Raw genomic sequence first — 26426 nt, 5'->3', positions numbered from 1 at the left:
CGGTCCAATCTATCTTCGGCAGATGAAGCTCAGCTTCTGAGGACGCCGCCGGTGAATTTCGTGACGCTCGCCACGATCTTCTGCGTCAGCGCCTCGAAATCCTCGTCGGTCAGCGTACGATCGACCGGCTGGATCTGAACCTCGACCGCTACCGACTTCTTGCCCTCGCCGACCGATGCGCCCTCGAAGATGTCGAAGACGTTGACGCCGGTGATGAGCTTGCGGTCGGCGCCGGTCGCAGCCTTGACGATCGCGCCTGATTCCACCGTCTTGTCGACGACGAAGGCGAAGTCGCGCTTGACGGCCTGGAAGGGCGACAGATCGAGCGCCGGCTTGGTGCGGGTCGCCTTCTTTTTCGGCTCCGCCATGGCATCGAGATAGACTTCGAAGCCGCAGAGAGCCCCGGAGACATCAAGGGTTTCCAGCGTCAACGGATGGAATTCGCCGAAATAGCCGAGCACGATCTTCGGCCCCATCTTGATCGTGCCGGAGCGGCCGGGATGAAACCATTCCAGGCCGCCCTGATCGATCTGGATATTACCCATCGGCAGGCCGCAGGCTTCGATGACGGCGAGCGCATCGGCCTTGGCGTCGAAGACGTCGACCGGCTTGCCACCGCCCTTGGCGACGTTCGACCACATGCGGCCGGCGCCAGCGAGCGAGGCCGTGCCGCGGCGGATGCCGCCGGCGACGCGGCGCTGGCCTTCCGGCCGGTCGTTTTCATAGGTGCCGGAGACTTCGAAGATAGCGACGTCGGCGTAACCCTTGTCGGCATTGCGCTGAGCCGCCGTCAGCAGACCCGGCAGCAAGGACGGGCGCATGTCGGACATTTCGGCGGCGATCGGATTGGCAAGCTTGAGGGCTGGCGAACCGCCGCCAAAGAGCTTGGCATGTTCCTCCGGAATGAAGGACCAGGTGACGGCTTCCAGCATACCGCGCGCGGCCAGCGCCCGCTTGGCCGCACGGGTGCGGATTTGCAGAGTCGTCAGGATCTTGCCGTTGACGGCGGAATGGCTTTCGAGCGGCGCCGGCTTGATATTGTCGACGCCATGGATGCGCATGACTTCCTCGACCAGATCGGCCTTACCGTCGACATCCGGGCGCCAAGAGGGAACGGCGACGGAGACGCGCTCGCCGGAACCGGAGACCGTGAAACCGAGCCGCGACAGGATCGTATTGCTTTCCTCATTCGAGACGTCGAGGCCGGTCAGGCGCTTCACCTCCGAATAGGGAAAATCGACGACCTTCGGTTCGTAGCCGTGATAGCCGACAATCTCGGCCCTAGCGGCGGTGCCGCCGCAGAGTTCCAGCACCAGTTCCGTCGTGCGTTCGAGGCCGGGAACCATGTATTCCGGATCGACGCCGCGTTCGAAGCGATAGCGGGCATCGGTGATGATGCCGAGGCTGCGGCCCGACTTGGCGATGTTCATCGGATCCCACAGAGCGGATTCGATCAGCACGTCCACGGTGTCGTCGTCGCAACCGGAATGTTCGCCGCCCATGATGCCGCCGATCGATTCGATGCCCTCCTCGTCTGCTATGACGACATTGTTGGGGCCGAGCCTGTATTCGCGCTGGTCGAGCGCCAGCACGGTCTCCCCTTCCCTGGCGCGGCGGACAGTGAGGCTGCCCTTGATCTTGGCGGCGTCGAAGACGTGGATCGGCCGCCCCTGATCGAAGGTCATGTAATTGGTGATATCAACCAGCGCATTGATCGGGCGCAGGCCGATGGCGGTGAGCCGCTGCTGCATCCAGCGCGGGCTCGGGCCGTTCCTGACGCCGCGCACGAGACGCAGGGCAAAGCCGGGGCAGAGCCGGGGATCATCGAGATCGAGCGTCAGCTTCACCGGCGTTTCGCCTTCCATAGCGAAGGACGGCGCGGGCCGCGTCTTCAGCGTGCCGAGACCGGAGGCGGCGAGATCACGGGCGATGCCGTGGATCGAGGTGCAGTCCGGCCGGTTCGGCGTCAGGTTGATCTCGATGACGGGGTCGTCGAGATGGGCGTAAGCTGCATAGCTCTGACCGACCGGCGCATCATCAGGCAGATCGATGATGCCGTCATGATTGTCGGATATCTCAAGCTCCTTTTCGGAGCACATCATACCGCGGCTCTCGACGCCGCGGATATTGCCGACGGCCAGCGTCACCTCGATACCAGGAACATAGGTTCCAGGTGCGGCAAAGGCGCCGACGAGGCCGGCGCGTGCATTCGGGGCACCGCAGACGACCTGCACCGGCGCGCCGAATCCGGTATCCACCATCAGCACCTTCAGGCGATCGGCTTGGGGATGTTTTTCCGCCGACAGGACCTTGGCGATGACAAAGGGCTTGAACGCCGCCTTGTCGTCGACATCTTCGACTTCCAACCCGATCTCGGTGAGGCGGGCGCAGATTTCATCCAGCGTGGCATCCGTTTCGAGATGCTCTTTCAGCCAGGAGAGCGTGAATTTCATCGTCCCAAATCTCCGTTCAAGCGCTCAGACCGCCGAACAGCGTCGGCATGTCGAGCGGGCGGAAGCCGTAATGCGTCATCCAGCGGACGTCGGCGTTGAAGAAGTCGCGCAGGTCGGGCATGCCGTATTTCAGCATGGCGATGCGATCGAGGCCCATGCCCCAGGCAAAACCCTGATATTCGTCCGGATCGAGCCCGCCATAGCGCAGCACGTTGGGGTGGACCATGCCGCAGCCGAGGATCTCCATCCAGTCGGTGCCTTCGCCGAATTTTACGATCGGGCCGGAGCGGTCGCACTGGATATCGACCTCGAAGGAGGGCTCGGTGAAGGGGAAGAAGGACGGACGGAAACGCATCGTCACGCTGTCGACCTCGAAGAAGGTCTTGCAGAATTCTTCCAGCACCCAGCGGATGTTGGCGACATTGGCCTTCTTGTCGATGACCAGTCCCTCGACCTGATGGAACATCGGCGAATGCGTGGCGTCGCTATCCTGGCGGTAGGTCTTGCCGGGAATGATGATGCGGATCGGCGGCTGCTGCGCTTCCATGGTGCGCACCTGCACCGGCGAGGTATGGGTGCGCAGGACCTTGCGCTCACCATTCTCATCCGGATTGAAGAAGAAGGTGTCGTGCATCTCGCGAGCCGGATGGCCTTCGGGGAAGTTCAGTGCGGTGAAATTGTAGTAGTCCGTCTCGATATCGGGACCTTCGGCGATCGAGAAACCCATGTCGGCGAAGATCGCGGTGATCTCGTCGACGATCTGGCTGATCGGATGGATGCGGCCGCGCTCGGCGGGCGAGGAGCGCACCGGCAGGCTGACATCGACCGTCTCGGCCTTCAGCCGCGCATTGACCGCCGCAACCTTCAGCACCGACTTGCGCTCGGCAATGGCGTCCGTCACCGCATTCTTCAGGGCGTTGATCGCAGCCCCCCGGGTCTGGCGTTCCTCCGGCGTCATGGCGCCGAGCGTCTTCAGCAGTTCGGAGACGGAGCCCTTCTTGCCAAGCGCGGATACGCGCACGGCTTCCAGAGCTGTCTCGTCATTGGCGGCCGCGATTTCCGCGAGCAGCGATGAGTTGAGCTGGTCGATATCTGACATTGTTACTTCTTTCCGTCCAGTATCAGGCGGGGATCGGGAGGCAGGCGGCGCCGACGGGCGCAAGGAATATAAAGAAAGAAAAACCCGCGCTAGCCCAAACCAGCGCGGGTTTCCCAAAATTAAAAAAAGCGTCAAGCTTGGGAAGCGCTGGTTACCGAACCGCGCCTTCAAACTCGTTCGCCGTGCCGGTTTCCTTGAGATATTCAAGGGCCTTCTTGGCAGCAGCAACCAGGGCGCCGAATGCTTCCGGCTCGTGGATCGCCATGTCGGAGAGAACCTTACGGTCGACTTCGATGCCGGCCTTGTTCAGGCCGTCGATGAAGCGGCCATAGGTCAGGCCGAATTCACGAACGGCAGCGTTGATGCGCTGGATCCAGAGCGCACGGAAGTTGCGCTTGTTGACCTTGCGGTCGCGGTAGGCGTACTGCTTGGCGCGATCGACGGCGGCCTTGGCGGTACGGATGGTGTTCTTGCGGCGGCCGTAGAAGCCCTTCGCCTGCTTCAGAACCTTCTTATGCTTGGCGTGGGCTGCGACGCCTCTTTTTACACGTGCCATTTCATGATCTCCTTAATCTAACGCGTTACCGGAATAGTCTCAGAGACCGTTCGGCAGATAGTTCTTTACGACCTTGCGGCCATCGGGTTCTGCGAGAACCATCGTGCCGCGTGCATCGCGAATGAACTTGTTCGTGCGCTTGATCATGCCATGGCGCTTGCCAGCCGCAGCCGCCTTGACCTTGCCGGATGCGGTGATCTTGAACCGCTTCTTGGCAGCAGACTTCGTCTTCATCTTGGGCATTTTGCTACTCCTTCTGTCCTCCATGCGCGCTTCATCAAAAAGCCCTCCTCGCGAAGTCCGGTTCTCCGGCCGTCGCAACAAGGTGCGGGAGCGTTTGTTGTTGATCTGCGGCATCGGCGACGAACCGTTCCGCAAGCATTCGAAACTGCCACGGCATGCCCTGCCGGTCAGTTCGGACGCGCGCTTATAACCGCAGCGCCACGAAAGTGCAACGGGGCCACGGAGGAATCTTCGGCTATGCATGTCGCCCGGAAGCGTGCGGCGGTTCCGGGATAACGACATGCATAAAACAAAGGCCGAAGATAGGATGGCCGAACGCACAAAAGCCGCCCTTGCGGACGGCCTCGGGCAAAAAGTGACTGGCGCTTACTTCGGCGCCAGCACCATCATCATCTGACGGCCTTCGAGCTTGGGCTCGGCCTCGACCTTGGCAATCTCGGTCGTATCCGCCTTGACCTGCTGCAGAAGCTTCATGCCGAGTTCCTGGTGGGCCATTTCGCGGCCGCGGAATTTCAGCGTCACCTTCACCTTGTCGCCTTCGTCGAAGAAGCGGCCCATCGCCTTCATCTTCACCTCATAATCATGGGTGTCGATGTTCGGACGCATCTTGATTTCTTTGACTTCGACGATCTTCTGCTTCTTGCGCGCCTCGGCAGCCTTCTTCTGGTTGGCGTATTTCAGCTTGCCCAGATCGAGGATCTTGCACACCGGCGGTTCGGCATTGGGGGAAATTTCGACAAGATCGAGGCCGGCTTCTTCCGCCATTCTCAAGGCCTGGTCGGTAGGCACGACGCCCATATTCTGTCCGTCAGCCGCGATCAGCTGAATTTTGGGAATGCGGATTTCACGATTCGAGCGCGGTCCGTCCTTCACGGGCGCATCGGTCTTAAAAGGTCTGCGAATGGTCGTATTCTCCTCGCGTTGTTTCGGAACGTTGCAGCGGCGCACGCTCAATCAGGGTGCACAAACCTATCTCGTTATCGCTGCAACGGAGTCAATATCATCCTTTAGCGGAAAAATCACCAGCTGTCAGCCTGCCAAGAATCTGTTTTATAGGCCGAAACAACAGGAGGTTTCGCCGATGTCCGATCAGATCAGCAATGCCCTACCGCAGTTCCTGACTGTCGGCGAAGGCAAGGCGGCACGGGAGATCGCCATGCTCCTGCGTCCGGCGCAGGCCGGCAATGCTGCCCCATCGCTCGTTTGGCTATCCGGCTACCGTTCCGACATGAGCGGCACCAAGGCTGCGGAGATCGATGGACTGGCGGCCGAACTCGGTGTCGCCTGCATCCGCCTCGACTATTCCGGCCACGGGCTTTCCGGCGGCAGTTTTCGCGACGGCACGATCTCGCGCTGGCTGGAGGAAGCGCTTGCCGTCATCCGCCATGTTGCGCCCGAGCGCATCATTCTCGTCGGCTCGTCGATGGGCGGCTGGATTGCGCTCCGGCTGGCGCAGGAACTCGCCCGACAGGGTGGTCCGAAGCTCGCCGGCATGGTGCTGATTGCCCCGGCGCCCGATTTCACCTCCGAACTGATCGAGCCGAACCTTAAGGCCAAGGAGCGCAAGTCGCTGGCGGAGCGCGGCTATTTCGAAGAGCGCTCGCAATACAGTCCGGAACCGAACATCTATACGCGGGCACTGATCGAGGACGGGCGCAAGAACCGGGTGCTCGACGGAATGATCGAGACGGGTTGCCCGGTGCATATCCTCCAGGGCATGAAAGATCCCGACGTGCCGCATGCGCACGCGATGAAGCTTCTGGAGCACCTTCCCGCCGACGATGTGGTGCTGACCTTCATCCGCGACGGCGACCACCGCCTTTCCCGCCCCGGCGACATCGCCCTTCTCCTCAGTGCCGTCAAAGGCATCATTCGTTCATCAATAAATATGCAGATGCCCATTTGAATGGCACCGACCGAGAAATTCGCCTAACGCAAGCCGCCAACCCGTTGCATTTTAACCATGTTGGCGCGTCGCACAGCGCTCCCAAGAAGTAACGATTGACTCTTCTCGGCCCTCTCTATTAACAGTTTGTTAATAATTAAGGGGCGATCGAGGAAAGAGCGGGCGTGCGATTCAAAGGTATCTTTGTGGCCATGATGGCCGTGTTTGCGATGGCGCCTGCCGCCATCCCAGCTCCAAGCAGAAATGCTTCCATGGTAACAGGCAACGCCACCTCACAGCCGATCGGCCATTATGATTTCTGTCAGACCCACAGCAGTGAATGCGGCGCAAACCGCAATGCGGGTCCGGTCGAGATGACGCCTGCGAAGTGGTCGCTTGTGCGTTCGGTCAATGCCACGGTCAACAGCACGATCAAACCGATGACCGACAAGGAAATCTACGGCAGGGACGAGGTCTGGGCCTATCCGACGACCGCCGGCGACTGCGAGGATTTCGCGCTCTTGAAGCGCCGCATGCTGATCCAGCGCGGATTTTCGGCCGCCGATCTGCTGATGACCGTCGTGCGCAAGCCCGACGGTGAAGGCCATGCCGTCCTGACGCTGCGTACCGCCGAGGGCGATTTCGTGCTCGACAATCTCGCTGCCGACGTGAAGCCCTGGTTTGCGACGGCCTATACTTTCGTCAAGCGCCAGTCGAGCTACAATGCCGGCCGCTGGGTCACCATCGAGAACGGCCGCGACCTTCTGGTCGGCGCTCTTCGCTAAGAATTTCGAGGGGGACGTGGGGAAAGGCCGGCGAAAGCCGGCCTTTTGCTTTTGGGGATTGGAGGCGCGTCGTCGTTAGCTTTCGCAGTCGTCGTCCTTCGAGGTCCGTGCTGTGCACCTCATTGAGGGCTGATCGTCTGCGTGCCGCGGGAGATGAGGTGTTGATATGCCGCACCGTCTCCCGGCCCTTCGCTTGGGCTCAGGGCGTTCGTCGCTGCAATCGATTCGCCGGATCGATTGCTCGGCTTTGCCGACCGCTCCTCATCCATTCCCGATCAGGATACCGGCGGCGAGGACCAGGCTGCCGCCGAGCACGACCTGGAAGGCGGCGCGCAGGAATGGGGTTTCCATGTAGCGGTTCTGGATGAAGGCGATTGCCCAGAGTTCGAAGAAGACAATGATGGCCGCGGTGATCGTTGCCGTCCAGAAATGCGGGATCAGATAGGGCAGCGCATGACCGAGGCCGCCGAGCGCCGTCATGATGCCGCAGGCAAGGCCACGCTTGACCGGCGAGCCCCGGCCGGAGATCTTGCCGTCGTCATGGGCGGCTTCGGTGAAGCCCATCGAGATGCCGGCGCCGACGGAAGCCGAAAGACCGACGAGGAAGGTCTGCCAGGTATCCTGAGTGGCGAAGGCGGCGGCAAAGATCGGCGCCAGCGTCGAGACAGAGCCGTCCATCAAGCCGGCAAGACCCGGCTGCACATAGGTGAGCACGAATTGCCGGTGCGCCGTCTCGTCCTCGTCGCGCCTGATATCCTCAGGCGTGTGTTTGTCGCCAAGCATGCGGGCAATATCCTCATGCCCCTGCTCGGCGAGCGCAAGGTCGCCGAGCAATTCACGCGTCGAGGCGTCGGTGGTGCGCTTTGCCGCTTCGACATAAAAACGATAGGCCTGCTCCTCCATCGCCTCGGTCTCCTGCCGCATCGCATCGAGTGACAGGTTGGCTCTCAGCCAGTCCGGCTTGCGCTCGTAAAAGCCCTGCACGTGCTCGCGTCGGATCAGCGGGATACGCTCGCCGAAACGCTGGCGGTGGATTTCGAACAGCGATTTGCGGTGCGTGTCCTCGACCTCGGCCATATCTTCAAAGACCTTGGCCGAAGCCGGAAATTCAGGGCGCAGCCTATCGGCATAGGCGAGATAGATGCGGGCGTCGTCTTCCTCAGAGGCAATCGCGAGGGCGAGAATCTCCTGCTCAGAGAGCGAGTCAAACGATCGTTTCGGCGACCTGAAAAAACGCGCCAGCATAAACTTCTCCAACAATTTAGAATAATTCTAAACCTAAGCAAGGAAGCGATGGTGGTCAAGTGGCCCGGGCGGACCGGCTGACAGATTGCCGCAACCCGCACGAGCGGCTTTGGTTCGCTGAGGTAAAGACCTATATGAGAGGCGCCGCATCATGCGGCGCCGGGGTTTATGATGAACAATGACATTCAGGGCCGCCCTGCCCATGTCGCGGCGATCCGCGAAAAGGCGGAGGCCGAGATGCGAGCGATGGGGGTCGACGAGGCCTTTATCGGCAGGCTGGTTGAGACGTTTTACGGGCGTGTGCTGGAGCATCCCGATCTCGGCCCGGTGTTCGATGCGCGGCTTTCCGGCCGCTGGCCGGAGCATCTGGAGAAGATGAAGAGCTTCTGGTCGGCCGTCGCCTTCCGCAGCGGCGCCTATGGCGGCAAGCCGGTGCAGGCGCATACCGCCGTTCAGAACCTGACGGCCGATCTTTTTCCGAAGTGGCTGTCGCTGTTTGCCGCAACGCTCGACGATGTCGCCCCCTCGCCGGAAGCCAAGGACTGGTTCATGGCGACCGCAGAGCGGATCGCCAAAAGCCTGACGCTGTCGCTATTCTACAATCCCGCTCTCGACGATCCCGCGAAAAAGGTAGGCTGATCACTGCCTTGCGGAAAAGGTCGCGCCGGCGCTTGCGGCGACAACCAAGGCAGTTCCGGCCATCTGCAGCAGCGTCATCGGCTGGGCTAGGACGACGAAACCTGCGAGCGCCGCGATAGCAGGCTCGAGGCTCATGAGAATGCCGAAGGAGGCTGTCGGCATGCGCCGCAGGGCGATCAGTTCCAGCGTGTAGGGCAGCAGCGGCACAAGAATGGCAAGGCCCGCCATTTCAACCAGGCCGTAAGCATCGAGCTGCGGCACGGCGCCGGCAAAGCCGAAGGGGGTGGCGACAAGCGCGGCGACCATCAACGACATGGACAGCCCTTCCAGCCCCTTGAAGCTCGCGCCGATCTTTTTCGTCAGGACGATATAGATCGCCCATCCGGTTCCCGCGCCGAGCGCAAAAAGAATGCCCCCGATATCGCCGACCCAGCCTTCACCGTCATGGGCGAGGGCCAGAACGCCAAGTGCTGCAATCAGCGGCCAGAGGAGACGCCGGCTGAGGCCATAGCCGATGGTCGCTACGGACAGCGGGCCGAGAAAATCGATCGCCACGGCCAGACCGAGCGGAATGCGCTCGATCGCCGCGAAGAAGCTCATGGTCATCAGCGCTGTCGTCGCGCCGAGAACCAGTGCGCTCGTCCATTGCGCCCTGTTGTAGCTGACGATGCGCGGCCGCACGACCAAGGCGAGAATGATGGCCGCAAAAGCCAGGCGCAGCCAAGAGGCGCCGGCCGGTCCATAGGTTGAGATGGCGGAGGATGAGAGTGCGGCGCCGAACTGGATCGACGACATGGACAGGAGGCACATCAGCCCACCGGCCGCTACCCCGCCAAATGCTATTGACGCCTTTGCAGTCAGCGTGCCCGCTCCGGCATTTGCTCTTTCTTCCATGCTCGCCCCCGATTGTGCGCTGTTCTTACGAAGACGGCTCAAGAGCGGCAAATTCAAACTTCTGATCGAGGCAGTAAAAGGCCTTATGCATCAGAGGCGGCCAGCCAGGATGAGTTCTTCGGCTTCCTCAAAACTCATGTCGAAGACCTTCCTGCCGATGTCGAAGCTGAAGCCGTTACGGGCGAAGGCGGAAAGTTCTTTGGCCTTTCGCTTTTCGTCAAGCTCGACGCGGCGGAAGGGGCCGAAGGCGCGTTTGCGGGCAAATATCGCCGCGGCGTAGAGATCGTCGGCCTCCTCAAGGGCGGCCTCGACCTTATCGCCAGCGACGCCCTTGGCCGCAAGTTTCCGGGCGATGGCGCGCTTCGATTTGCCGCCGCGCAGCTGGGAGCGCGTGCTGATCTCGGCATAAGCGCCATCATCGAGCGCCTTGTTGTCATAAGCGAATTTGACGACGAAATCGGCAAGGGCCTTGAGTTGCGCCGCGCCGATATCCTCGAACTTCTCCTTCGCCTTGCGGGTGATGGCGTCAAGCAGCTGTTTTTCCGTCATCATCCGCCGTTCCAAGCGATAGATAGCGGAGTTGCGGGCCCAGCTCAGCATGCGGGGCGTCGGAATGTCGGATGGAACGGTCTCGTCGGTCATATCAAACGATCAGGCTTCCAGACCTTTGAGGACATTGGCGACATTGAGGCCGATCTCCGGCACGCCGTAACCGCCCTCCATGCAGGTGACGACGGGCAGGCCAGCGGCGGAGATCATCTCTCCCATGCGAGTGAAATCGTCGGATTTCAGTTGGAAGAAGGAAATCGGGTCGCGCTCGAAAGTGTCGACGCCAAGCGCCACAACGATCGCCTCGGCGCCGAAGGCCTTGATGCGGGCGAGCGCATCGGCAAGGGCCGAAGACCAGACCTGCCAGGGCGTGTGCGGCGGCATCGGATAGTTGCGATTGGTACCCGTACCCTGCCCTTCGCCTTCCTCGCCGGCATGGCCGAGGAAATAGGGAAAGGCAAACAGGGGATCGCCATGCAGCGAGGCGGTGAAAACATCGCCTCTGTGATAGAAGAGATCCTGCGTGCCGTTGCCGTGATGGAAATCGACATCGAGCACGGCGACCTTCTTCGCACCGTGATCGATGAGCCGCTGGGCCGCGACGCCCGCATTGTTGATGAAACAATAGCCGCCGAAAAGATCGATGCCGGCATGATGGCCAGGCGGCCGGCAAAGCGCAAAGGCGAAACGGTTGCCGGCATTCAGCCAATCCGCGGCTGTGACGGCGCAACGCATTGAGGCGATCGCCGCTTCATAGGAGCCCTTGGTGATGGAGGTGTCGGCGGCATTGGCGTAATGACCGATTGCGCCGACGATATTGTCGGGCACGCGCTGGCTGGTGCGGCGGACCGGGAAGGAATTGGCGATCGCCTCGCCCTCGAAGCCGGCCGCCACCCAGCGATCCCAGACGGTGTCGAGAAAATCGAGATAGGCGGGATCATGCACCTTTCGGGCCGTATCCAGCCCATGCGCATCCGGCGCCACAACATCGGCAAAACCCGCTTCCTTGACCGCCGCCAGGATCCACTCGGCCCGAAACGGCGCCTCGAAGGGCGTTACCAGCTGGCCGGCATAGAGCTCGGTCCTGGCATCACGCAGCTTGTGGTCTTCGGAATAGATGACGCGCATTTCGGATCCTGTCCTTGATTGGAATTCGAGATTTACATGGGTCGGCCGCGACAAAAAAGCTGGCGCGGCGCCCTTGATCGCCAAAGTGAATGACTTCACCCTTCGCGATGTTTTGAGTGCGAAGGAAACTGCCCGTATGAAAGTGCTGATGGTCGATGTCGACGGCGTGCTCATCCATGGCCGTCCGGCCGACGGGCTGCCCCACTTCACCTATCTCGAGCGCGATCTCGGCCTGCGACCCGATCTGCTGCAGCAGGAGTTTTTCCAGGTTCACTGGGGCGACATCATCATCGGTCGCGAAGCACTGGAGCCAAGGCTCGCCGGCGTGCTCGCAAAGATCGCGCCCCATCTCAGGGCCGCGGCGCTGATCGACTACTGGTTCGAAAACGATTCCCGGCTCGACCGCAATCTGTTGGCGGATCTCGCCGCTCTCAGGCGAAGCGGAGTCACTCTCTTCCTGGCGACCAACCAGGAGCACAGGCGGGCGCGTTACCTGATGGAACAGCTGGGCCTTGGCGCCCATTTCGACGACATCATCTATTCGGCAGCACTCGGACACAGCAAACCGTCGCCCGACTTCTTCCGGATGGCGACCGAACGTGCCGGCGTTCTGGCCGCGGAGATCGCCTTCATTGACGATATGGCGGCGAATGTCGAAACGGCGCGGCAGTTTGGTTGGAACGCGGCGCAATGGACGGCGGGGGCGACGTTGGCCGGGGCGCTTCCCATGTTTGCAAGGTGGGCATGAGCAGCAATGGCGCAATCAGGCGAGCCGCTTGTAGAACAAGGTGGTGCCGCAAAAGCCGCCTTCCGGCCACAGAGCATAATCGGGGATGACGCCGACGCGCTGCCAGCCCAAGCGGGGATAGATCGCCTCGGCATCGCTGCCGGTTGCCGTGTCGAGCACGAGCAGGGTCTTGCCGCGGGCGGCCGCCTCGCGTTCGGCGGCTTCCATCAGCAGCCGGGCAAGGCCGCGCCCGCGGGCGGAACGATGCACCAGGAGCTTCTTCAGATCGCCGCGATGCGGCTGGTTCGGCATCTGCGCGGCGCTCACCTGCACCGTGCCGACGATCCGGCCATCGAGTTTGGCGACCAGCAGTAGACTGCTGCCGGCGGCGACTGCATCTGCAACGTCCAGCCAATAGGGCTCGGCATCTTCCAGTCCATAGGGCTGCATGAAGCCGACGGAAGCGCCGCCCGTGACGCAATCGGCCAGTACTTCCGAGAGGGCCGGAATTGCAGCGCGGGCCTCCTCGGCAGAAAGGATGCGAATGTCAGGCATGGTCTTCTCCTGAAATGAAGGTCGTCATCGGCCGCCGCGATCGAGCACGACGCAATAGCGCGCCGGGGCATTGCCGGGATTATGGAAGGAATGGCCCTCGCCGACGGGCATGAACAGGCAGTCGCCTGGACGCAGCCGGTAGACCGTCTCACCCGCAGTCATCTCCAGCTCGCCATCGAAGAGCCAGACATGCTGCGTCATGTCATGGGATGCCGCATGCGGTGGGAAGCTGACGCGGGCGCCGGGTGGAAATTCGACTTCGACGATATCGACGGCGGAGCCGGTGCCGGGCGCCGATACCGCGCGCCTGAGATAACCGGTTTCCGGATCGCGCCAAACCTGCTGCTCCTGCCGCCGCGCCAGCGGCGAGGCTTGCTGCCCCTCCTCTGCAAAGAAGGCTGAGAGCGACAGGCCGAGCGCGGCGCAGACCCTTGCCAGCAGCGAGGCGGTCGGGCTCGCCTCCGCCCGCTCTATGCGCGAAATCATCGCGCGGCTGACGCCAGACGCCTCGGAAAGCTCATCCAGCGTCAGGCCCTTTTCCAGCCGCAAGGTGCGAATGCGGCTGCCGATCGCCTGTTCGAGTTCCTGTTCCATCGCCGATCCAAGATTCTACTATAAGAGAAACACCTTATCTCATCGTGGAATCAAGCGTCTTTTTGATGCGTCGTCGCGCTTGCCTTCACCGCCGTGCCGCCGATATATGGCAGCGGCGCTTGGAGAGCGGAGGACATCATGGACGGCAGCTTGCAGAACATCGAAATCACAGGAAACTTCACGGCCGCCGCCTGGGACCGGATCAAGCCTCTCATGGCCGAGATCGAGCGATTGCCGCTCCTGGAACGGCTTTCGGACGGCACGCTGCCGCCGGAGGTTTTCCGTCACTACATCCTGCAGGACGCAATCTATCTGAAGCATTATGCCCGGTGCCTCGCCATCGTCGCGGCCAAGGCGCCCGACAATGCACAGGTGCTGCGCTTCCTCGGTTCGGCGCAGAAGGCCATCACCGTCGAGCAGGGCCTGCATGCAGGCTTCCTCTCGCAATTCGGCATTTCGAGCGCGGATGTGACGGCCGCCGAGCCCTCGCCTTCCTGTTTCGCCTATACGAATTTCCTTCTGGCGACCGCCTATCACAGCTCTTATGCCGTTGCGCTTTCGGCCATCCTGCCCTGCTTCTGGATCTACATGCATGTCGGCGAAGGCATCAAAGGCAGGCCGGCGATCGAGGGCAATGTCTTCCAGGCCTGGATCAACACCTACGGCGATCCGCAATTCGCCGCCGGCGCCCGCGAGGTGATCGCACTGACCGATATCGCCGCCCGCGCCGCATCCGAGACGGAGCGTGCCGCGATGATGGACGTTTTCGTGCGCGCCTCGCAATATGAATGGATGTTCTGGGATTCGGCTTGGCGGCTGGAGAGCTGGCCGGTCTGACGCACGCCGGGCAGACCCGCAAAATAGCGTAAATTCCCGATTAATTACCGCTTTGCGGCAGGGGGCGGCGCTGCTATATGGCGCGCATGAGCACCAATTCGACCACTCCGCTGTCCCATATCCGCAACTTCTCGATCGTGGCCCATATCGACCACGGCAAATCGACGCTGGCCGACCGCCTGATCCAGACGACGGGCGGACTTGCCGAGCGCGAAATGTCCGAGCAGGTGCTCGACAATATGGAGATCGAGCGCGAGCGCGGCATCACCATCAAGGCTCAGACCGTGCGCCTGCACTATCAGGCAAACAACGGCGAGAAATATATTCTCAACCTGATCGACACACCTGGCCACGTCGACTTTGCCTATGAAGTCTCGCGGTCGCTGTCGGCCTGCGAGGGCTCGCTGCTCGTCGTCGACGCCAGCCAGGGCGTGGAAGCGCAGACGCTCGCCAATGTCTACCAGGCGATCGACAACAACCACGAGCTCGTCACCGTGCTCAACAAGATCGACCTGCCGGCCGCCGAGCCCGACCGCATCAAGGAACAGATCGAGGAAGTGATCGGCATCGACGCTTCCGAGGCCGTGCTGATTTCGGCCAAGACCGGCCTCGGCATTCCCGACGTGCTGGAAGCGATCGTCCATAAGCTGCCGGCGCCGAAGAGCCCGGGCGGCGACAAGGCGCCGCTGAAGGCGCTGCTCGTCGACAGCTGGTACGACACCTATCTCGGCGTCATGGTTCTCGTGCGCGTCATCGACGGCGTGCTAACCAAGGGCCAGACGATCCGCATGATGGGTACCGATGCGAAATACCAAGTCGAACGCGTCGGCGTGCTGACGCCGAAGATGGTCAATGTCGACAGCCTCGGCCCCGGCGAGATCGGCTTTATCACCGCCTCGATCAAGGAAGTGGCCGATACACGCGTCGGCGATACGATTACGGAAGACAAGCGCCCGACCGCCGAAGCCCTGCCGGGCTTCAAGCCGGCGCAGCCGGTGGTGTTCTGCGGTCTCTTCCCGGTCGATGCCGCCGATTTCGAAGATCTGCGCGCCGCCATGGGCAAGCTTCGCCTCAACGACGCCTCCTTCTCCTTCGAGATGGAATCGTCGGCAGCCCTCGGTTTCGGCTTCCGCTGCGGCTTCCTCGGCCTGCTGCATCTCGAAATCATCCAGGAGCGCCTGGAGCGCGAGTTCGACCTCGACCTCATCGCAACAGCGCCTTCCGTCGTCTATCAGCTGACGATGACCGACGGCAGCGAGCGCGAACTGCACAATCCGGCCGACATGCCCGATGTCGTCAAGATTGCCGAAATCCGCGAGCCGTGGATCAAGGCGACAATCATGACGCCGGACGATTATCTCGGCGGCATCCTGAAACTCTGCCAGGACCGTCGCGGAATCCAGACCGAGCTGACCTATGTCGGCACCCGGGCGATGGTGACCTATGAACTGCCGCTGAACGAAGTCGTCTTCGACTTCTACGACCGGCTGAAATCGATCTCCAAGGGCTATGCATCCTTCGATTATCACCTCGAAGGCTACCGTGCAGGCAACCTCGTGAAGATGTCGATCCTCGTCAATGGCGAGCCGGTCGATGCACTCTCGATGCTTGTGCATCGCATGGCAGCTGAAAAGCGCGGCCGCGACATGTGCGAGCGGCTGAAGGAGTTGATTCCGAAGCACATGTTCAAGATCCCGATCCAGGCGGCGATCGGCGGCAACGTGATTGCCCGCGAAACCATCTCGGCGCTGCGCAAGGACGTGACGGCCAAGTGCTATGGCGGCGACGCCACCCGCAAGCGCAAACTTCTGGACAAGCAGAAGGAAGGCAAGAAGCGCATGCGCCAGTTCGGCAAGGTGGAGATCCCGCAGGAAGCCTTCATCGCCGCACTCAAGATGGGCGACGAATAACGCTTCTCAATGACGCTTATGCGCATATGATTTGCGCATAAGACGAGGAGATCGTTATGGGTCATCGGGCGAGAAAAGCAGCGAATCTTTCATTGATGAAAGCCTCGTTTCCCAGGCCCGCGAGCTCAGGATCAACATATCGCGGGCGGCGGAAGAAGGTATCGCGAAAGCGATAAAGGCGGAACGCGAGCGGCTGTGGCGGATCGAGAACGCCGAGGCGATCCGGCTCGAAAACGAGTATGTCGAAAAACGGCCTGCCGCTCGCCAAGTACCGTCAGTTTTAGAGCGGTTCAGTTTTTGATTGAAGCGCAGAACCGCTCTGTCCCGACGTCGGAAATTGGAGAAGCCGTCACAGATCTATCGGGCAAAAGCGATGTCATCATCGGCGCCATGGACTTTCTCTTCCAAGGCTTCTGAGCCTTATCCCCTTCTCATATACTCCTTCACCAACCCCTCATAGGCGTCCATCTCCGGTAGCGCTTCGTAACTATACACCGCGCCTGTCTCGGCAAACGACAGCTTCTCGCTCGTCCATGTCTCGATGAACGGCGTGAACCAGTTCGGGTCGTCGAGCATGGTGACGCGCAGATTGACGAACCAGTCCATGCCTTCCGGCCGGGTGAACATCCAGCTCATGCAGTGCGGGCAGAAATAATGCCTGGTGGCGCCGTGCAGGCCGCCGATAACAGGCTCGCCCTTGCTAACCTCGAAGCCTTCGCTGGGGATGGCGGCACTCAGCGAATAGGCGCTCGCCGTCATCTTCTGGCAGCCTGTGCAATGGCAGGCCATGGCCAGCAGCGGCGGAGCGCTGATCTTCAAGCGCACCCGGCCGCAGCGGCAGCCGCCTTCCATGGGCAAATTCGGTGATGTCATGATATCTCTCCCCTTCCGTCCTCTGATCTAGAGGAGCCGGCGCCATTGTCGAGAGTCCCAGACGCATCTCAAACGCGGTTTATCGGGCGCGCGGGATTGCCGACCACCGTTGCGCCCGCCGGCACATCCTTCGTGACGACGGCGCCCGCACCGACGATCGCGCCATCGCCGATCGTCACGCCGCCGAGGATGATGGCGCCGCCGCCGATCCAGACGTCGCTGCCGATTGCGACCGGCCGGGCGATCTCGATTCCCCTACTGCGAAGCGCCGGATCCTTGTGATGCTGGGCGCAATAGATCTGCACGCCGGGGCCGAACATGGTGCGATCGCCGATCGTCACGCTGCCGGAATCGAGGATGGCGCAGCCGGCATTGACATAGACGCGATCGCCGAGAACGATATTGATGCCGTAGGAACAGTGAAACGGCGCTTCGATAAAGATATCGGAGGCGGCCTGTGCAAAAAGTGCCCGGAGGGCGGGGGCCGCGGCGCCGCGCTCGTCCGGCGGCAGCGTATTGTGGGCGTGGACGGCGAGCCGCGCCTGCCGGCGCAGGTGATCGAGATCGTCGTCAAGGCAGCAATACCACTCACCCGCCGCCATCTTCTCGCGTTCGCTTGCCGTCATCGCATCGCCCTTCAAGCCGGGACCTGCGACAGCATCTCGACCTCCTGCCGTTCGATCTGACCGACCCAGGCGCGGGCGATGGCAAGGCCGGCGGCATCGGCGCCACCAGCATGCCGCGCAGTCAGCTCGGCATAGCTTTGCAGCCAGCCGGGCGCGATTCGTTCGATCGTATCGGGGAATTCCGCCTTCCACTGCTCGACCACCGTTCTATCAGCCTCGAAATGAAACTGCGTGCCGTAGACGGCGCGGCCGATGCGGAAGGCCTGGTTTTCGGCGACAGCGCTGGTCGCGAGACGAACGGCGCCTGCAGGCAGGGAAAAGGTGTCGGCATGCCACTCGAAGGTGGTGAATTCGCCGCCAAGCGTCGAGAGCAGCGGATCGGCCCGGCCTTCATCGGTGACGCCGATGCTGTGCCAGCCGAATTCGCGGGCGGTCCCGAGATGATTGTCGGCGCCATAGGCCCGGGCAAGAATCTGGCTGCCAAGGCAGATGCCGAGCACGGCCTTGCCGGCATCGCCGAAGCGGCGCGCGAGCCTGGCGAGCTCCGGCAGATAGGGATGCGTCTCGTCATCCAGCGCGCTCTGCTCGCCGCCGAGAACGACCAGCGCGTCATGACCGGCTATGTCCGGCGGTAGGATGCCATCCCGCCAGACCCGGAACCACTCGATCACAGCACCCGCCTCGTCGAGCGCCGTGGCAAGCGCGCCGAGGCCGGTGTTGCGCATATTTTCGACGACTGCGACTCGCATAGGTTCTCCCCGGTGGTCGGCAGGAAGAGACCATGCCGAAGAACGGCGCGCAAGATGCTTGCGCATGCGCGATTGCTTCCGCACGCTGCAACGGCTTAAATCACGGCAAATGAAAGGAAAGCGCCATGACCGAAAAAGCCCGCGTCTCGATCCTCTACTGCACCCAGTGCAACTGGCTGCTGCGCGCCGCCTGGATGGCGCAGGAGCTGCTGAGCACCTTTTCCGACAGTCTCGGCGAGGTGGCGCTGATCCCCGGCACCGGCGGCAATTTCGAAATCCGTGTCAATGGAGATCTCATCTGGGAGCGTAAGCGCGACGGCGGCTTTCCCGGGCCGAAGGAGCTGAAGCAACGCGTTCGCGACATCATCGAGCCCGGTCGCGATCTCGGCCATGTCGACCGCGTCTCGCACGAAAGCTGACCAAACCCGCTCAGCGATAGGGCGAGCGGCAGACCCTGTAGACGCCTTCATAGGTAAGGAAGTGATCCGTCCGCGGATTATAGGAGCGGTATTCATTGGTGCACCAGGCGATATGCTTGTTCATATCCCGTGCCGGCTGCACCTGGCGCACCGGCGGCGGGTCATAGGTCAGCTGCGGCCGCCCCGCCGCGCCCGGCAGATAATAGGTCGGCCCCGCGCCGCGCGGACGATAATTCGGCTGGACATAAGCCGGGCGATGCCATTGCTGCGGCCCAAAACCGAAGCAGCCGCGAAAATCGCAGAGCGTCGATCCCGTGTTGACCGGCCCGAGACCCGACTTCGGCGAATCAGCGCCCGCCATGATAGGCGCAAAAACGGCAAAAAGGCCGGCGAGCAGAAGCGTGCGGGCAGCAGGCATGAGGCATTCCTTTCGAGACTCCCTCTATATAGGGCGCCCGGGGCGAAGCGCTATGTCTCCCCTCCAGCCGCTCCCTCGCATGTGATTGGCTGTTTTTTGCAGACTGTCAGGAAAACTTGAAAAACCCAGTTGACAGTCACGAGCCACCCCCTTACATCGCTCTCCGTCGCCCAGATGGCGGAATTGGTAGACGCGCAGGTTTCAGGTACCTGTGCCGCGAGGCGTGGAGGTTCGAGTCCTCTTCTGGGCACCATTTCCTTTTGATCACTGCCAAGATCAAATATTCAAATCATTCCAAAATTACGCACTTGGCTCTGTTGACAGAGGTCATTGACCTGCTTGTCTGGAGACCGGTTCCAAGAGCGATGCAGGTTGAAGGCCTGTTACGCCGCCATATGGGGTGTCGTCTTCCCGCTATCCGATACGACCGACAAAGCCGTAATGCCGGCTTCCCTGGCGGCGCGAAGAAGCTGTTCCCTCAATTCCTCCATCCCGGCCTCTCCCGCGAGGGCATCGTCGCAGGCCTTCACGGCCGCGACATATTCCTCTCCATCGTCGAACGGCCAATCGATGATCAGAACTTCGGCTGCGTCTCGGAGCGTCTTGACGATCCTTCGCCGACCGCCAAGAAAGAGGACAAGAGGTGCAAAATTCGGTGATGCGTTCCATTGCATGACACTTTCTCCCCAAAGGTTAGAATATTACTAATGGTGCAAGAAGCATGCCGGGGAGCGGAAGGCGCGTTCGTTGCCCGATAGAGCAGCGTTTCATGAATGATTTCGGCAAGAGATGAAATGAGCGGTGCGGACGCGGTTCCATGTTCAGGGCATGGCCGCCTGCGGAAAACTCAGCCGCGTCTTCCGGCGTCCCGCAAGCCCTCCGGCGGCCACGCCTGCATCATCGCACCGCCGCTTGGGACGATTCTTACTGCACCGGCTGATAGTGGCCGCGGAGCGGAACCTTTTCGCCCATGGTGACGAAGCCATCGCGGTCGCAGACATACATCAGAGTCGGCATGCCGCCGGAGCGGAAGATGTCGTCATAGCGGCGGCGGATCTGAACGGTCTCGGTGCGGCAATTATAGGATTCCTCTTCCTTCTTGTCCGGCTGCGCCTTGACGCCGGGAAGGCCCTTGTAGGGATAGAGGGGTTGAACGGTCGAATCCACGGATTTCGTCCAGTCGACAGCGAAGGCTGACGCCGGGGCGAGGCTGGACAGGACGCCGATAGATATCAGAAGCAACAGCCGCATGGGAACTCTCCTGCCGGCGACAAACCGCTTCTTCTGCATGTAGGAAAACCGACGGCCCGCATCAAGCCGCCGCGGCGGGCGATTTCCTGAAATAGCCTCCGATGACGGGGTGGCCGAAGAGACCGACGAGGATGGCAATGGCGGCACCCAGGAAGAACCCGGCGAGGAAGCCGCCGATGATACCGGCGACCATCAGGATCTTCTTCCCCGGACCGTCGGCCTTGACCGGCGGTTCGGCCGGAGAGATGACGCGGATGTTGCTCTGGCTGAGGTTCTGTTCCTCGCTCGTCTGGCTCGAGCGCTTGAGCACCGTTTCGTAGATATCGCGCGCCGCCGTCGCCTTGCGCTGCAATTCGTTCAGTTCCACCTGCTTGTCGGAGACGGTTGCCTGCAGCGCCTTCTGAACGGCAAGCTCCTTGGCAATGCTGTCTTCAGCGGCCTTGGCCTGCTCGTATTCGCCCTTTGCCGAAGTGGCGAGGCGCTGCAATTCGCCCCTGATTTCGCCTGCTATGCTCTGCAGCGAGGAGCGCGCCGCCTGCAGGCGCGGATGACGCGTTCCCATCTGGCTTTCGAGGCTGCCGACGGCGGCGGCCTGGGCGGCATATTGCTGACGCAGGCTGACGAGCGGCGAGGTGACGCCGCCCTCCGCCTGGTTGCCGGCGACGATGTCTTCGACGCGCAGATTGGCGACGGCATCGGCGCGGGCCTTCGCCTGGATGGTCTTTTCCTGCGCCGTCACCAACAGCGTGTTCAGCGAGACGAGGCGCTGGTCGGAGATCAGGTTGCCTTCGGTCGCGGCCATGTCGTTGTCGGCCCGGAAGGTTTCGACCGCCTGCTCGGCCTCCAGCACCTTCTGACGCAGGTCGGCAAGGCGTCCGTCCAGCGTCGAGGAGGTGTTTTCGTAGAGGCCGTTCGAGGCGCTGTTTTCTTCCTCGGTAAAGGAGGCGACCACCTGGTTGGCAAGCCGTGCGGATTTCTCGGGGTCGTTGGTCGTCGCGGCGAGCGAAACAACATAGGTGCCGGTCTGACGGGTGATGACAAGCGCCTTCTGCAGGGCGCCGATGACGGCCGCGCCATCCGTCCTGCCGCCGTTAAATTCCGGATCCTGGTCGAGCTTCATCGCCCCGACGACGCGGCGCAGCACATTGCCCGAAGTCAGAATCTGCACCTGGCTGTCGATCAGCGCCGAGATCATCTCCGGCGACGGGCCTGAAGATTGCGCGCCGGCCTCGGCAAGGCCGATCTGACGCGGATCGAAATAGAGGCTGCTGACGGCAGTGAATTTCTGGCCGATCAGCGGCGCCACCACGCCGCCCCCGACGGCTCCGACAAGGGCCAGCACAAACACCACCAGCCGGCGGCTCCAGATCGCCGCGATGCTGGAGCGGAGGTCGAGGAGCGGGGCGGCGGGCGCGGCTGTGCTCTGTTGCGGCACATCGGCCGCATGCGGTTCTGGGGCCGCAGACGGTTCGACGGCAGCGGCAGGCGGCGGCTCGGATCGACGGGTGTCTGAAACCCGTGCCGACGGCGGCACGAAAGGCGGTGGGGCTGGCTCGGGTTCGGGACGGGCGAAATCATCCGGACGAATAACGGGACTGCGCGGGCGCACGCCTTCCGACGCAGTCGGAGACGGCTCGTAACTACGCCAGCCGGGCAGCCGGCTTACCCTGTTCCTGTCATACTGACTCATACGCGCACTCGTATCCCGCCCAGCGTGAAAGACTGAAGCCAAGGTGCCGAGACTTTAGAAATTCTTAGCTAACGGACCGTTAAGATAGGCGCAGCGACGTCGATGTTGCGATTTTGCCGTGATTGCGAGGATAGCCATGAGGACGACACGACATCTGGTGGCGCTGCTGCTTGCGGCCGCCCTCATGCCGTCGCCGGTCTTTGCGGCCGGCGCGCCGTGTTATCGCGGCGTCAATCTTTCCGGCGGCGAATATAGCGAGCGCGGCGCCGTCTACGGCACGAACTACATCTATCCGAGCGAGCAGACGATCCGCTATTTCGCCGAAAAGGGCATGACGATCATCCGGCTGCCGTTCCGCTGGGAGCGGCTGCAGCCGGCGCTCGGCGGGCGGCTGGACGAAGACGAACTCAAGCGGATCAAGGATACGGTCGGCCTGATCCGAAAGCAGGGCATGGCCGTTCTGCTCGACCCGCATAATTTCGGCTATTACGACAAGGCGCAGATCGGCACCGCGCCGGCGACGGACGCCGCGTTCGCCGACTTCTGGGCAAGGCTCGCGGTCGAATTCGCCAATCAGGACGGCGTTCTCTTCGGCCTGATGAACGAACCGCACGACATCAAGGCGACGGACTGGCTCGATGCCGCCAACGCAGCGATCCGCGCCATCCGCGCCGTCGGCGCTCGCAATCTTATCCTCGTACCGGGGACCGCCTGGAGCGGCGCTCACAGCTGGGAGGAGGATGTGATCGGCGGTGCCAACGGCACTGTCATGCTCGGCGTGCGCGATCCGCTCGATTTCTACGCTTACGAGGTCCACCAATATCTCGACGTGGATTCGTCGGGAACTCATGCCACCTGCGAAGGCGCCGCCGCCGCGGTCGAGGCCATCGCCGGCGTCACCGCCTGGCTGAAGCGGAACCATAAACGCGGTTTTCTTGGCGAATTCGGCGGATCCGCCGATAAGGACTGCATGAGTGGCCTGACCAAGATCTACGCCACCATGTCCGGGAATAGCGATGTCTGGCTCGGCTGGTCCTATTGGGCCGCAGGCGAATGGTGGCCGGCGGACGAAGCTTTCAACGTTCAGCCGGGCAAGGGAACCGAGCGACCGCAGATGCGGCTTCTCGCCGCTTCGGTGAGGGCCGATGCCGGCGCCTGCACCGCCGTCAAGCCTGCGGGGAACTGACCGTGGCAGCCGTCGATCAGAAAGCAACGACTTTCACCGCGGCGGGCAACCGCCTCGATGCGGCCGGCGGGGCGTCGCGTATCGACCATCCGGTGCTCTGGCTCGGCCTGCTTTCGATGCTTTATAACGGCATTCTCGCCTTCATCAACCACAACATCATGCCGCTGTCGATGACGCATGTCGCCGCCAGCGAAGGCCTGATTCTGGCAAGCGCCATCATCTACATCCTCCACAAGGGGATCTACGAGACGGATCTGCCGGCCTTCCTGTTTCTGTTGTTCACGCTTGTCGTGACCGTCTATGTCAGCGTGCTCAACCGCATGCCGTTCGTCGATCATTTCCGCAACGTGCTGATCATCTTCTGCTTTACCGGCCTCGGCGGCTGGAGCAACGAAAGAACGATGAAGCTGACCTTCCGCTGGGCAAGCCTGACAGTGCTGATCTTCCTGATCTTCGAGATTATCAGCGTGCCTTTTTATGTCAGCATCGTGCATCCGTCCGATTATTTTGCCAATACGCGCGGGCTGCTGCCGCTGAGCTACAACACGACAGGCCTGTTCCAGAACGCGCTCGGTTTTCCCGAGCGCTTTTCCTTCGGCATCATCGACCATCGCTCGTCGTCGATCTTCCTCGAACAGGTGTCGCTTGCCAATTTCTGCGGCGTGATCGCGATCTACCTGATCTCGATGTGGGAAAGACTGGGCCGCTGGGACCGGCTGCTCTTCATCAGCACGGCGGTGCTGATCCTGGTGACGAACGATACGCGCACGATGCTGATCTTCTGTTTTGCTTGCATCGTCGGCTATTTCGTCTTTCCGAAGATCCCGCGGAATTTCAATCTGGCGCTGATGCCGTTGATCGTGGTCGCAGGTTTTGTCGTCTATACCCTCAAACCCAATGCCACGGGCGACAATTTCACCGGCCGCATCAACCTGACGATGAAGAAGATCATGGAGCTCGATCCTCTCGCCGTTCTCGGGCTTTCGGTCGACAGGGTCGCCGAGTTCGCCGACAGCGGTTATGTCTATCTGATCTACGCGGCGACGATCTTCGGCGTCGTCGCGCTCTGGCTGTTCGTCTGCCTCTTCCCCGCCGGTCGTACGGCGGCGCAGCGGCGATGCGCCCATTCACTTTCTCTTTTCATTTTTCTGAATATGATGATCGGGGGGACCGCTGTTTTCTCGATGAAGATTGCCGGCCTCTTATGGTTCGTCGTCGGATATATGCGGTTCCACGACAGCCCGCGCATCCGGCAGGGTCGTGCGGCAGATGTACTGAGTTGACCGCAGCGGCACGGTGGAAACCGGCGTCCGCGAGCCCGAGGAGCAAGACATCACATGCTTGTCCAGCTTCAATATCTGCGCGCGGTTGCGGCGCTGATGGTTGTTTATTTCCATGCGATATTGCAGCTTGCCAAGGTCAACCCCGCCGCCGACGCCACGGCTTTTCTTTATGGCGAAACCGGCGTCGACATCTTCTTCGTGCTCAGCGGTTTCGTGATGTGGCTGACGACGAGCGGGCGCGCAATCAGCCCCATCGATTTCGCGCGCCGCCGCATCAGGAGGATCGTGCCGCTCTATTCGCTGGCAACCTTGTTTTCGGCTATCGTGGCGCTGGCTGCCCCGTCATTGCTGAAATCGACGGTGTTCGACCTTCCGCATCTCATCGCCTCGCTGCTCTTTCTGCCATGGGCCAATGCCGCCGATCCAAGCACGATCACCCCCGTCGTCGTGCCGGGCTGGACCCTGAATTACGAAATGTTCTTCTATTTCGTGTTTGCGCTGCTGCTGCCGCTCTCGGAAATCCGCCGGATCCCGGTAATGTTTGCCTTCTTTGCCGTGATCCTGATTGCCTGCCGGCTGCTGCCGGAAACGACGGCCACCCGGTTCTACGGCGAACCGATCATGCTGGAGTTCCTCGCCGGCGTCGTGCTCGGCTGGCTTTACGGCCAGAAGGTGCTTCTTCCGAACCGCTGGGCATGGGCAGCACTGGCCACCGGCTTTGTGTTCCTCTTCGTCAATGAAGCACTGATGCCGCCGGAGAGCCGGTTCTACGCCTGGGGAATTCCGGCGATCTTCATCATTTACGGGGCAGTTTCCATCGACTTTTCCCGGCTGCCGGTTCTGGGGTGGCTGAACTATCTCGGCGACTGCTCCTACAGCATCTATATCACCCACGCTTTCACGCTCGCTTTCCTGAGGGTGGCTTCGGACCGCCTGCCGCTCGGCATCTTGCAGCAGCCGGTGCTCTTCGTGATCCTCTCGCTGGTGCTGTCGTCAATCGGCGGCGCAATCATTCATGAAATCACAACGCCGCGCCGGAAGGTCGCCGTGGCAAGCGGTCCGCCGGCCTAATCCTTCGGATCCACTTCCGTTCTTCACATGCTTGGTTTTCCCGCCTCTCGATGTCGCAAATTGCTCATCAGCTTTCAGCGACATGCTTTAATTTCATTCACTGAAGGCGAGAATACACATCCGTGCGGCGCTGGCGGCACAGCGTTTTGGGCAACTTCTCCTAAGCTGATCCGGCGATGAGAGAACTTGCAGGAACGTGATGGTTTATCTTGCAATTTGTCGCATAAATGAAAGTGCGCCGGCCTATTCGCGGCACGGGCTTTGATCTAAGCACGGGCTGCGGCCTCCAAGAGGGAAGAGGGAGAGACATGAGAAGCTATGTATTGACGGTATCCTGCAAATCGACGCGCGGCATCGTGGCGGCGATTTCGAGCTATCTGGCCGACAAGGGCTGCAACATCATCGACTCCAGCCAGTTCGACGACCTGGATACCGGCAGGTTCTTCATGCGCGTCAGCTTCATTTCGGAAGAAGGCCTGTCGGGCTCCGCAATCAGCGCCGATTTTGCCGCAGTCGCCGCGCCCTTTCAGATGGAGTACGAATTCCACGACAGCGAGAGCCGCATGAAGGTGCTCTTGATGGTGTCGCGCTTCGGCCATTGTCTCAACGACCTGCTCTACCGCTGGAAGATCGGCGCCCTGCCGATCGATATCGTCGGCGTCGTCTCCAACCATTTCGACTACCAGAAGGTCGTGGTCAATCACGACATCCCCTTCCACCACATCAAGGTGACGAAGGAGAACAAGCCGCAGGCCGAAGCC

29 protein-coding genes, 1 tRNA gene and 1 pseudogene are annotated in these 26426 nt (G+C 61.5%); 13 read left to right on the top strand and 18 right to left on the bottom strand.

Features of this window, described 5'->3' with window-relative positions:
* Positions 1–29: 29 nt before the first annotated feature.
* The 5 genes from pheT to infC form a co-directional block, all read right to left on the bottom strand.
* Positions 30–2453: a phenylalanine--tRNA ligase subunit beta gene (gene pheT / locus QWJ46_RS11300; RefSeq protein ID WP_302751201.1), complete on the bottom strand. Its 2424-nt coding sequence runs from the start codon at positions 2451–2453 to the stop codon at positions 30–32.
* Between the two features lie 16 nt (positions 2454–2469).
* Positions 2470–3552 (bottom strand): phenylalanine--tRNA ligase subunit alpha, encoded by a 1083-nt coding sequence (pheS, locus tag QWJ46_RS11295; protein ID WP_184460424.1) that lies wholly within the window; start codon positions 3550–3552, stop codon positions 2470–2472.
* A 151-nt stretch (positions 3553–3703) separates the two neighbouring features.
* Positions 3704–4108, bottom strand: coding sequence for a 50S ribosomal protein L20 (gene rplT / locus QWJ46_RS11290; protein WP_064693455.1), 405 nt, complete (start codon positions 4106–4108; stop codon positions 3704–3706).
* 39 nt (positions 4109–4147) lie between these two features.
* The gene (gene rpmI, locus QWJ46_RS11285) at positions 4148–4351 is read right to left on the bottom strand and encodes a 50S ribosomal protein L35 (protein ID WP_011423646.1); all 204 of its coding nucleotides are present in this window, start codon (positions 4349–4351) and stop codon (positions 4148–4150) included.
* A 366-nt stretch (positions 4352–4717) separates the two neighbouring features.
* Positions 4718–5254 carry a translation initiation factor IF-3 gene (gene infC / locus QWJ46_RS11280; RefSeq protein WP_082240342.1) on the bottom strand — a complete coding sequence of 179 codons (537 nt, stop codon included), beginning with the start codon at positions 5252–5254 and terminating at the stop codon, positions 4718–4720.
* 178 nt (positions 5255–5432) lie between these two features.
* Between infC and QWJ46_RS11275 the strand changes: the two genes are divergently transcribed.
* Complete coding sequence (locus QWJ46_RS11275; protein WP_302751200.1) at positions 5433–6257, top strand: carboxylesterase; 825 nt, start codon at positions 5433–5435, stop codon at positions 6255–6257.
* A 164-nt stretch (positions 6258–6421) separates the two neighbouring features.
* Positions 6422–7021 (top strand): transglutaminase-like cysteine peptidase, encoded by a 600-nt coding sequence (locus QWJ46_RS11270; RefSeq protein ID WP_184460421.1) that lies wholly within the window; start codon positions 6422–6424, stop codon positions 7019–7021.
* A 261-nt stretch (positions 7022–7282) separates the two neighbouring features.
* Here QWJ46_RS11270 and mbfA read toward each other — a convergent pair whose 3' ends face one another.
* Positions 7283–8266, bottom strand: coding sequence for an iron exporter MbfA (gene mbfA, locus QWJ46_RS11265; RefSeq protein WP_302751199.1), 984 nt, complete (start codon positions 8264–8266; stop codon positions 7283–7285).
* Positions 8267–8437: 171 nt separating this feature from the next.
* Here mbfA and QWJ46_RS11260 point away from each other — a divergent pair, with 171 nt between their 5' ends.
* Positions 8438–8905, top strand: a complete 468-nt coding sequence (locus tag QWJ46_RS11260; protein WP_302751400.1) for a group III truncated hemoglobin — start codon at positions 8438–8440, stop codon at positions 8903–8905.
* On the opposite strand, the gene QWJ46_RS11255 is transcribed toward QWJ46_RS11260, so the two are convergent.
* The 3 genes from QWJ46_RS11255 to QWJ46_RS11245 all read right to left on the bottom strand — a co-directional run bounded on the left by QWJ46_RS11255 (position 8906) and on the right by QWJ46_RS11245 (position 11476).
* Positions 8906–9799 (bottom strand): DMT family transporter, encoded by an 894-nt coding sequence (locus QWJ46_RS11255; protein WP_302751198.1) that lies wholly within the window; start codon positions 9797–9799, stop codon positions 8906–8908.
* A gap of 90 nt (positions 9800–9889) precedes the next feature.
* On the bottom strand, positions 9890–10441 hold the full coding sequence (gene recX / locus QWJ46_RS11250) for a recombination regulator RecX (RefSeq protein ID WP_302751197.1): 552 nt from the start codon (positions 10439–10441) through the stop codon (positions 9890–9892).
* Between the two features lie 9 nt (positions 10442–10450).
* Entirely contained in the window at positions 10451–11476 is a 1026-nt protein-coding gene (locus QWJ46_RS11245; protein ID WP_302751196.1) for a histone deacetylase family protein, read from the bottom strand.
* 136 nt (positions 11477–11612) lie between these two features.
* Here QWJ46_RS11245 and QWJ46_RS11240 point away from each other — a divergent pair, with 136 nt between their 5' ends.
* Positions 11613–12224, top strand: coding sequence for an HAD-IA family hydrolase (locus tag QWJ46_RS11240; RefSeq protein ID WP_302751195.1), 612 nt, complete (start codon positions 11613–11615; stop codon positions 12222–12224).
* Between the two features lie 15 nt (positions 12225–12239).
* On the opposite strand, the gene QWJ46_RS11235 is transcribed toward QWJ46_RS11240, so the two are convergent.
* Entirely contained in the window at positions 12240–12758 is a 519-nt protein-coding gene (locus QWJ46_RS11235) for a GNAT family N-acetyltransferase (RefSeq protein WP_302751194.1), read from the bottom strand.
* Between the two features lie 24 nt (positions 12759–12782).
* Entirely contained in the window at positions 12783–13352 is a 570-nt protein-coding gene (locus QWJ46_RS11230) for an XRE family transcriptional regulator (RefSeq protein WP_085776616.1), read from the bottom strand.
* Between the two features lie 138 nt (positions 13353–13490).
* On the opposite strand from QWJ46_RS11230, the gene tenA reads away from it, so the two are divergent.
* The 3 genes and pseudogenes from tenA (at position 13491) to QWJ46_RS11215 (ending at position 16383) form a co-directional block, all read left to right on the top strand.
* A complete protein-coding gene (tenA, locus tag QWJ46_RS11225) occupies positions 13491–14189 on the top strand; it encodes a thiaminase II (RefSeq protein ID WP_302751193.1) in 699 nt (232 codons plus the stop codon).
* A 77-nt stretch (positions 14190–14266) separates the two neighbouring features.
* Complete coding sequence (gene lepA / locus QWJ46_RS11220) at positions 14267–16099, top strand: translation elongation factor 4 (RefSeq protein ID WP_064800332.1); 1833 nt, start codon at positions 14267–14269, stop codon at positions 16097–16099.
* A gap of 56 nt (positions 16100–16155) precedes the next feature.
* A pseudogene (locus QWJ46_RS11215) lies at positions 16156–16383 on the top strand (type II toxin-antitoxin system CcdA family antitoxin).
* Between the two features lie 136 nt (positions 16384–16519).
* Here the strand turns inward: QWJ46_RS11215 and QWJ46_RS11210 are convergent.
* The 3 genes from QWJ46_RS11210 to QWJ46_RS11200 all read right to left on the bottom strand — a co-directional run bounded on the left by QWJ46_RS11210 (position 16520) and on the right by QWJ46_RS11200 (position 18347).
* Positions 16520–16972 carry a GFA family protein gene (locus QWJ46_RS11210; RefSeq protein WP_302751192.1) on the bottom strand — a complete coding sequence of 151 codons (453 nt, stop codon included), beginning with the start codon at positions 16970–16972 and terminating at the stop codon, positions 16520–16522.
* 68 nt (positions 16973–17040) lie between these two features.
* A complete protein-coding gene (locus QWJ46_RS11205; protein ID WP_302751191.1) occupies positions 17041–17598 on the bottom strand; it encodes a sugar O-acetyltransferase in 558 nt (185 codons plus the stop codon).
* 11 nt (positions 17599–17609) lie between these two features.
* Entirely contained in the window at positions 17610–18347 is a 738-nt protein-coding gene (locus QWJ46_RS11200) for a type 1 glutamine amidotransferase (protein ID WP_302751190.1), read from the bottom strand.
* 125 nt (positions 18348–18472) lie between these two features.
* Here QWJ46_RS11200 and QWJ46_RS11195 point away from each other — a divergent pair, with 125 nt between their 5' ends.
* Entirely contained in the window at positions 18473–18766 is a 294-nt protein-coding gene (locus tag QWJ46_RS11195; protein ID WP_011423629.1) for a SelT/SelW/SelH family protein, read from the top strand.
* A gap of 10 nt (positions 18767–18776) precedes the next feature.
* On the opposite strand, the gene QWJ46_RS11190 is transcribed toward QWJ46_RS11195, so the two are convergent.
* Positions 18777–19184 carry a BA14K family protein gene (locus QWJ46_RS11190; protein WP_302751189.1) on the bottom strand — a complete coding sequence of 136 codons (408 nt, stop codon included), beginning with the start codon at positions 19182–19184 and terminating at the stop codon, positions 18777–18779.
* Between the two features lie 168 nt (positions 19185–19352).
* Between QWJ46_RS11190 and QWJ46_RS11185 the strand changes: the two genes are divergently transcribed.
* Positions 19353–19437 (top strand) — tRNA-Leu (locus QWJ46_RS11185).
* A 130-nt stretch (positions 19438–19567) separates the two neighbouring features.
* On the opposite strand, the gene QWJ46_RS11180 is transcribed toward QWJ46_RS11185, so the two are convergent.
* The 3 genes from QWJ46_RS11180 to QWJ46_RS11170 form a co-directional block, all read right to left on the bottom strand.
* On the bottom strand, positions 19568–19858 hold the full coding sequence (locus QWJ46_RS11180; RefSeq protein ID WP_302751188.1) for a DUF982 domain-containing protein: 291 nt from the start codon (positions 19856–19858) through the stop codon (positions 19568–19570).
* A gap of 250 nt (positions 19859–20108) precedes the next feature.
* Complete coding sequence (locus tag QWJ46_RS11175) at positions 20109–20435, bottom strand: hypothetical protein (RefSeq protein WP_302751187.1); 327 nt, start codon at positions 20433–20435, stop codon at positions 20109–20111.
* Between the two features lie 61 nt (positions 20436–20496).
* The gene (locus QWJ46_RS11170) at positions 20497–22125 is read right to left on the bottom strand and encodes a GumC family protein (RefSeq protein ID WP_302751186.1); all 1629 of its coding nucleotides are present in this window, start codon (positions 22123–22125) and stop codon (positions 20497–20499) included.
* Positions 22126–22261: 136 nt separating this feature from the next.
* Between QWJ46_RS11170 and QWJ46_RS11165 the strand changes: the two genes are divergently transcribed.
* The 4 genes from QWJ46_RS11165 to QWJ46_RS11150 form a co-directional block, all read left to right on the top strand.
* The gene (locus tag QWJ46_RS11165) at positions 22262–23311 is read left to right on the top strand and encodes a glycoside hydrolase family 5 protein (RefSeq protein ID WP_302751185.1); all 1050 of its coding nucleotides are present in this window, start codon (positions 22262–22264) and stop codon (positions 23309–23311) included.
* A gap of 2 nt (positions 23312–23313) precedes the next feature.
* The gene (locus tag QWJ46_RS11160) at positions 23314–24594 is read left to right on the top strand and encodes a hypothetical protein (protein WP_302751184.1); all 1281 of its coding nucleotides are present in this window, start codon (positions 23314–23316) and stop codon (positions 24592–24594) included.
* A 54-nt stretch (positions 24595–24648) separates the two neighbouring features.
* Entirely contained in the window at positions 24649–25665 is a 1017-nt protein-coding gene (locus tag QWJ46_RS11155) for an acyltransferase (protein WP_302751183.1), read from the top strand.
* Positions 25666–25973: 308 nt separating this feature from the next.
* Positions 25974–26426 (top strand): ACT domain-containing protein (locus QWJ46_RS11150; RefSeq protein WP_302751182.1); only part of this gene is annotated, 453 nt, incomplete at its 3' end.

Source organism: Rhizobium sp. CBN3, assembly GCF_030518245.1.
Lineage (GTDB): Bacteria > Pseudomonadota > Alphaproteobacteria > Rhizobiales > Rhizobiaceae > Rhizobium > Rhizobium aethiopicum_A.
This window is presented reverse-complemented; position numbering and strand designations above follow the sequence as displayed.